A 6981-nucleotide genomic window follows, 5' to 3' on the forward strand; every position below is an offset into this window, starting at 1 on the left:
CGATAGCTTCCACTGGTGAGGTGCGCCTACCGCACCGGCCGTCGCGGGCGCCCGTGGGGCACGTGATACGTCCCTTCTGTGGGAGGACAGTACCTATGGCTAAGATCATCGCGTTCGATGAAGAGGCCCGTCGCGGCCTCGAGCGCGGTATGAACCAGCTCGCGGACGCCGTGAAGGTGACACTCGGCCCGCGCGGTCGCAATGTCGTGCTGGAGAAGAAGTGGGGCGCCCCCACGATCACCAACGACGGTGTTTCCATCGCCAAGGAGATCGAGCTCGACGACCCGTACGAGAAGATCGGCGCGGAGCTCGTCAAGGAAGTCGCCAAGAAGACCGACGACGTAGCCGGCGACGGCACCACCACCGCGACCGTGCTGGCTCAGGCGCTGGTGCGCGAGGGTCTGCGTAACGTGGCCGCCGGCGCCAACCCGATCGCGCTCAAGCGCGGCATCGAGGCAGCCGTCGAGCGGATCAGCGAGGAGCTCTCCTCGCTGGCCAAGGACGTGGAGACCCGCGAGCAGATCGCCTCCACCGCCTCCATCTCCGCGGCTGACACCGCGATCGGCGAGCTGATCGCCGAGGCGATGGACAAGGCCGGCAAGGAAGGCGTCATCACCGTCGAGGAGAGCAACACCTTCGGCCTCGAGCTCGAGCTCACCGAGGGCATGCGCTTCGACAAGGGCTACATCAACTTCTACTTCGCCACCGACCCGGAGCGGCAGGAGGCGGTGCTCGAAGAGCCCTACATCCTGATCGCCAACCAGAAGATCGGCAACGTCAAGGACCTGCTGCCGATCCTGGAGAAGGTCATGCAGTCCGGCAAGCCGCTGCTGATCATCGCCGAGGACGTCGAGGGCGAGGCGCTGGCGACCCTGGTGGTCAACAAGATCCGCGGCACCTTCAAGTCCGTCGCGGTCAAGGCCCCGGGCTTCGGCGACCGGCGCAAGGCCATGCTCGGCGACATCGCCATCCTCACCGGCGGCCAGGTCGTCACCGAGGAGGTCGGCCTCAAGCTCGACTCGATCGGCCTGGACCTGCTCGGCCGCGCCCGCAAGATCGTGGTCACCAAGGACGAGACCACCATCGTGGACGGCGCCGGCGACGCGGACGCGATCGAGGGCCGCAAGGCGCAGATCCGCGGCGAGATCGAGAAGTCGGACTCCGACTACGACCGCGAGAAGCTGCAGGAGCGCCTGGCCAAGCTGGCTGGCGGCGTGGCCGTCATCAAGGCCGGCGCGGCGACCGAGGTCGAGCTCAAGGAGCGCAAGCACCGCATCGAGGACGCGGTGCGCAACGCCAAGGCCGCCGTGGAAGAGGGCATCGTCGCCGGTGGCGGCGTGGCTCTGCTGCAGGCCGCGACCAAGGCCTTCGAGAAGCTTGACCTGGCCGGCGACGAGGCGGTCGGCGCGAACATCGTGCGCATCGCCGTCGAGGCCCCGCTCAAGCAGATCGCGATCAACGCCGGCCTCGAGGGCGGCGTCGTGGTCGAGAAGGTGCGCAACCTGGAGCCCGGCTTCGGCCTGGACGCCGCGACCGGCGAGTACGTCGACCTGATCAAGGCCGGCATCATCGACCCGGCCAAGGTCACCCGGTCCGCGCTGCAGAACGCCGCGTCCATCGCGGCGCTGTTCCTGACCACCGAGGCCGTCATCGCCGACAAGCCGGAGAAGACCGCCGCGCCGGCTGGCGGCGGCATGCCCGGCGGGGACATGGACTTCTAAGTCCGGTCAACCGTTCGAACACGAACGCCCTCGTGCTCCGCAAGGAGCGCGGGGGCGTTTTCGGTTCTGGTCCGGTGCGCGTCCGATCAGGAGAGAAAGGTCAGCGCAGCGCGGCGCGGGCGAGTTCCTGACACTCCGCCAGCGTGTGCGCGGCCAGCGCGGCCCGCACCTCGGCGATCGCGGACGGCGCCATCGACAAAGAGGTCACGCCGAGCCCGACGAGAACTGGTGCCAGCCGCGGATCGGCAGCCGCCTCTCCGCAGACCCCGACTGGCTTACCGCACGCTGCGCCTGCCTGACCGGTCAGTTCGATAAGGCGAAGAACCGCGGGATGCCACGGATCCTGCAACGCACCGAGCGAGCCGAGCATGCGGTCCGCGGCCAGCGCGTATTGCGTCAAGTCATTCGTGCCCAGCGATACGAAGTCGACCGCTGAGAGCAGCGGTTCGGCGCGCAGCGCTGCCGACGGCACCTCGATCATCGCGCCGACTGTGCGCAGGCCGTGCTCGCGTGCCCGTTCCGCGAACCAGGCCGCGTCGCCCTCATCGGCAATCATCGGCGCCATCACCCACAGCTCGGCCGCTGAGCCTTCTGCTGCCTTAGCCAGTGCGGCGAGCTGCGTATCGAGCAACGCCTGGTATTCGCCCCGGAACGCACGCAGCCCACGCACACCGAGCGCCGGGTTCGGCTCGACACCCAGTGGGAGGAAAGGCAGCGGCTTATCAGCTCCCGCATCGAGGGTGCGCGCGACAACGCGGCAGCCGGGAAAGCCGTCAAGCACCGCGCGATACGCCTCGATCTGCGTTTCCAGAGAAGGCGGCGTCGCAGACCCCAGATACAGGAACTCCGTGCGGAACAATCCGACGCCTTCGGCCCCCGCCGCGACCGCATCGGCCACGTCTCCGGGTCCGCCGACGTTCGCCAAAAGGCAGATTGACACGCCGTCAGCTGTCCGGCCGGGACCGGTGGTCTGTACTGCATGCGCTCGGGCTTCGGCCTGCTCGGACGCTGCGGCGAGCAGTTCCGGTGCCGGATTCGGCGTGACAGTACCGGCGGCGCTATCCACCAGCACCGGTGTTCCGTCGGCCAAGTCGAGCGCCCCGGAAACGCCGACCACGGCCGGGATGCCGCGCGCCCGAGCCAGGATCGCGGTGTGGCTCGTCGGGCCGCCCTCCTGAGTGACCAGAGCCAGCACCCGCGTCAGGTCCAGCAGCGCTGTGTCCGCCGGTGCCAAGTCGAGCGCGACGAGCACGAAGGGCTCGGGAAGCTCCGGTAGGCCCGGCATCGGGACGCCGGTCGCCGCCGCTATCGCGCGGGCGGCCAGATCATCCAGGTCGCCAACTCGGTCGGCGAGGTAGCCTCCGGCCGCTGCGAGCAGATCCCGGTACTGGGCGAAGGTCTCGAAAATGGCTCGCTCGGCGGTCAATCCCGCGGCGGTGCGTTCGCCGATCCCGTCCAGCAGCGACGGGTCCTCGGCCATGAGCACCTGGGCTTCCAGGATCTCGGCAGCGTCAGTGCTGCCCAACTCATCGCGGGCCACGTTTGCGCGCCGGGTCAGCTCCCGCGCGACCTCATGCAGCGCCGCTTCGGCCCGGGCCGTCTCGTGGGCCGCGTCGCCGGCCGGCCGGACTATGGCGGATGGTTCGGGCGGCCGCGCGGCCATGCACGCCACCGGCCCGGCGGCCGAGGCGGTGCCGACTCCAAGACCGCGCAGCGGTTCTGTATTGGCCGCCATCGTCCGCTTTGACCCTCTACCTTCTGGCTCTAGCCTTCGAGATCGTCGCTGAGCAGTGCCTCAAGCTCGTCCAGCGTCGCTTCCGCGCCGGCGCCGTCGGCGGTAATCGTGACCTGGTCGCCGCAGCGCACGTCCAGACCGAGTACGGCCAGGATCGAGCGGGCGCTGACCGGGTCCTTGCCCTCTTTGGCGATGGTCACCGCGACCGGGGCGGCGCTGGCGGCCTTCACGAACACCGCCGCCGGGCGGGCGTGCAGACCCACGCGGGACGCCACGGTGACGATTCGCTCTGCCATGTGGGCTCCTCGGCTTCCTATTCGACTGAGAACAGGGGCGATGCTACGCGCAGTCGGCCAACCTTAGAGAACTCCGCGCTGAACGATGCCCGTCCGCGTCAGCGTTGTTCGTGCCAGCCTCCGCACCAGCAGCGCGCGTCTCACCAGCGCCCGTATCACCGCTCTTCGCATCACACAGCCCACTCAAACAGCGTGCGCCCGGGTTCGATCGGGCCGACCGCGACCGCGCCGACCGCCGCGACCTCGGCGTCCAGGGCGATCACCGGGCAGACCGGGGAGAGCCCGCGAGCCTCGATCTCGGCCGGGTTCCAGCGGACCACCGGCGTGCCCGCGGCGACCTGCGTACCCTCGATCGCCAGTAGCTCGAAACCGGCGCCGTCCAGGTTCACCGTGTCGATCCCCAGGTGCACGAGCACGCCGCGGCCGCCCTGCCCGGCGACCACGAAGGCGTGCGGCTTGAGCTTGACCAGGGTCCCGGCAATCGGCGAGACGACGGTCAGCGGCGCGCGTTCGGGGTCGACCGCGGCGCCGGGACCGACCATCGCCTGCGCGAAGACGGGGTCAGGCACGTCGCGCAGTTCGATCGCGGTCCCCGCCAGCGGGGCCCCGACGAGCAGGACTGTAGTGGTGTCCATCCCAGTGCGGTCTGTGGTCCGGATCTAGAGCAGGTCCTCGATGTCCATACAGAGGGTGTCCGCCTCCGGTCCGACCACCACCTGTACGACGGTGCCCGCCTTCATCACGCCGTGCGCCCCGGCCGCCTTAAGCGCCGAATCGCTCACCTTCGAACCGTCCCGGACCACGGTGCGCAGCCTGGTGATGCACGGTTCGATCTCCACGATGTTGTCGGCGCCGCCGAGCCCGGCGATGATCGCCTCTGCCTTGTCCATCGTTCGCTCCACTACAGGTCGGTTACGCGCGCTGAGCCGGGATGTACGTTCGGTGTCCGGGACCTTGACAGGTACTGGTCCTCGGTGGTCTAGTCCGGTCCAGACACTAGCGTGACGCGGTTCACAGCAACAGAGCCACCACCCCCGACTCCGACACAGTGCCCGATTTTTTAAGGAACAGGCCGACCGATGGAGATCAGCCCCCGCAGCCCGGTGCCCAAGCACCAACAGCTGCGCGAGATCCTGATCAACCTCATCGACACCGAGCTGGAACCGGACACCCCGATCCCTTCCGAACGCGACCTCGGTGAGCGATACGGGCTGTCCCGGATGACGGTCCGTCAGGCGATCAACCAGTTGGTGGCCGACGGGCGGCTGTACCGGGTGCGGGGCCGCGGCACGTTCGTGGCGCAACCCAAGATGGATCTGCAGATCAGGCTGGCGTCCTTCACCGAGGACATGACCCGCCGGGGGATGATCCCGGCCTCGCGCACGCTCGGTTTCGAGCGGATCGAGGCGACCCCCGTGCTGGCCCGCCAGCTGGAGCTCAACCCGGGGGAGCCGGTGGTGCGGCTCGCCAGGCTCCGTTACGCCGACTCGATCCCGATGGCGGTGGAACGCACCCACCTGCCGGAGAACAGGGTGCCCGGCCTGCTCAGCCGTGGCACTCCGCACTCGCTCTACCAAGTCCTCGCCGACGAGTACGGCCTCAAGCTCACCTGGGGCGAACAAGTCATCGAGGCAGGCAACCCCGACCCGGAAGACGCCGCGCTGCTGGAGATTCCGGCCGGCGGCGTCGTGCTCCGGATGTCCCGGCGCAGCTACGCCGGCGATGTACTCATCGAGTACGCCGTCTCCGCGTATCGCGCCGACCGGTATCAGCTATGGGTACCGCTCGAAAGGCCCGCACAGCCGATCACCAATCCCCGCGCGGCGCGTCCGGCCGGCGACGTCGGCGCAACGACGCGCGGATAGACCCTCGGAGGACCCTCCATGACCGCGGCCACAGCCGACGGGCTGCCACCCCAAGCACCTACGAGTAATGCGATCCTAGCCACCCTCCAGCGCATCGGCCGCTCGCTGATGCTGCCGATCGCCGTCATGCCCGCCGCCGGATTGCTCATCCGGCTCGGCTCCGACGACGTGCTCGGCGCGCGCACACCCGGCGACCCCACCGAGCACGGCCTGTATCTGGCCACGGCCACCGGCTGGCACTGGCTCATCTACGTCGAGCAGGTCTTCGCCGCGGCGGGCAACGGCATCTTCAACTTCCTGCCGCTGCTGTTCGCCATCGGCGTCGCGATCGGCTTCGCCCGGCGCGCGGACGGCTCCACCGCGCTTGCCGCAGCCGTCGGCTACCTCGTCTACAACGAGGTGACCGCCGCGGTCTTCGCCATGCCGGTCAACTCCGGGCATCAGTGGATCACCAACTGGTACGGCACGGACGCGACCAGCGGGAAGCCCAAGTTCACCGACGTGATCGGCAAGAACCCGACCTACGTACTCGGCGGCATCCTGGTCGGCATCCTGGCCGCACTGCTTTACCAGCGCTACTACCGGATCAAGCTGCCTCCGTACCTGGCGTTCTTCGGCGGCCGCCGCTTCGTGCCGATCGTGACCGCCTTCGCGTCGGTGATCCTCGGGGTGGTGATGGGCCTGATCTGGCAGTGGCCGGCCGCGGTGATCAACTGGCTGGGCAAGGAGGCCGCGAACAACGGCACCGCCGGAGCCGGCATTTTCGGGCTGATCAACCGGCTGCTGCTGCCGTTCGGTCTGCACCACATCCCGAACAACCTGGTGTGGACCTCCGCGGTCGGCGGCCACTGCATCCAGAACGGCACGCAGTATGCGGGCGACCTGGTCTGCTTCTTCCACGGCAGCCACACCGCGGGCATGTTCATGACCGGCTTCTTCCCGATCATGATGTTCGCGCTGCCCGCGGCCGCGTACGCGATGACCCGAGCCGCCCGCCCGGAGAAGCGCAAGCTGGTCGGCGGCATCATGCTCTCCGCCGCGCTCTGCTCGTTCCTGACCGGCGTGACCGAGCCGATCGAGTTCGCGTTCCTGTTCGCCGCGCCGCTGCTGTTCGGCGTGCACGCGATCCTCACCGGCGTATCCCTCGCGCTCTGCCAGGCGCTCGGCATCCATGACGGCTTCTCGTTCTCGGCCGGACTGTTCGACTACGTGTTCAACTACAACATCGCGACCAAGCCGCTGCTGCTGATCCCGATCGGGCTGGCCTTCGCGCTGGTGTACTACTTCCTGTTCACCTTCGCGATCAACAAGTTCAACATTCAGACCCCCGGACGAGAACCTGACGCGGACGAGGATGTCGGCAA

The 6981-nt window shown here is 68.5% G+C and carries 7 protein-coding genes; 3 read left to right on the forward strand and 4 right to left on the reverse strand.

Going from position 1 to position 6981, the window contains the following annotated elements; all coding sequences use genetic code 11:
* The first annotated feature begins 95 nt into the window (after positions 1-95).
* Positions 96-1721, forward strand: coding sequence for a chaperonin GroEL (gene groL, locus VN779_RS24255; protein ID WP_325727263.1), 1626 nt, complete (start codon positions 96-98; stop codon positions 1719-1721).
* A gap of 100 nt (positions 1722-1821) precedes the next feature.
* Here groL and ptsP read toward each other — a convergent pair whose 3' ends face one another.
* The 4 genes from ptsP to VN779_RS24275 form a co-directional block, all read right to left on the reverse strand.
* Positions 1822-3456, reverse strand: a complete 1635-nt coding sequence (gene ptsP / locus VN779_RS24260) for a phosphoenolpyruvate--protein phosphotransferase (RefSeq protein ID WP_325727266.1) — start codon at positions 3454-3456, stop codon at positions 1822-1824.
* Positions 3457-3485: 29 nt separating this feature from the next.
* Complete coding sequence (locus VN779_RS24265) at positions 3486-3752, reverse strand: HPr family phosphocarrier protein (RefSeq protein ID WP_325727268.1); 267 nt, start codon at positions 3750-3752, stop codon at positions 3486-3488.
* A gap of 170 nt (positions 3753-3922) precedes the next feature.
* A complete protein-coding gene (locus tag VN779_RS24270) occupies positions 3923-4387 on the reverse strand; it encodes a PTS glucose transporter subunit IIA (protein WP_325727270.1) in 465 nt (154 codons plus the stop codon).
* A gap of 24 nt (positions 4388-4411) precedes the next feature.
* The gene (locus VN779_RS24275; protein ID WP_324841119.1) at positions 4412-4642 is read right to left on the reverse strand and encodes a PTS glucose/sucrose transporter subunit IIB; all 231 of its coding nucleotides are present in this window, start codon (positions 4640-4642) and stop codon (positions 4412-4414) included.
* Between the two features lie 189 nt (positions 4643-4831).
* Here VN779_RS24275 and VN779_RS24280 point away from each other — a divergent pair, with 189 nt between their 5' ends.
* Positions 4832-5617 (forward strand): GntR family transcriptional regulator, encoded by a 786-nt coding sequence (locus VN779_RS24280; protein WP_325727273.1) that lies wholly within the window; start codon positions 4832-4834, stop codon positions 5615-5617.
* Positions 5618-5635: 18 nt separating this feature from the next.
* The coding region (locus VN779_RS24285) for a PTS transporter subunit EIIC (RefSeq protein WP_325727275.1) at positions 5636-6981 on the forward strand (1346 nt) is incomplete at its 3' end.

Origin of the sequence: Actinocrinis sp., from assembly GCF_035605935.1 — a bacterium.
GTDB lineage: Bacteria > Actinomycetota > Actinomycetes > Streptomycetales > Catenulisporaceae > Actinocrinis.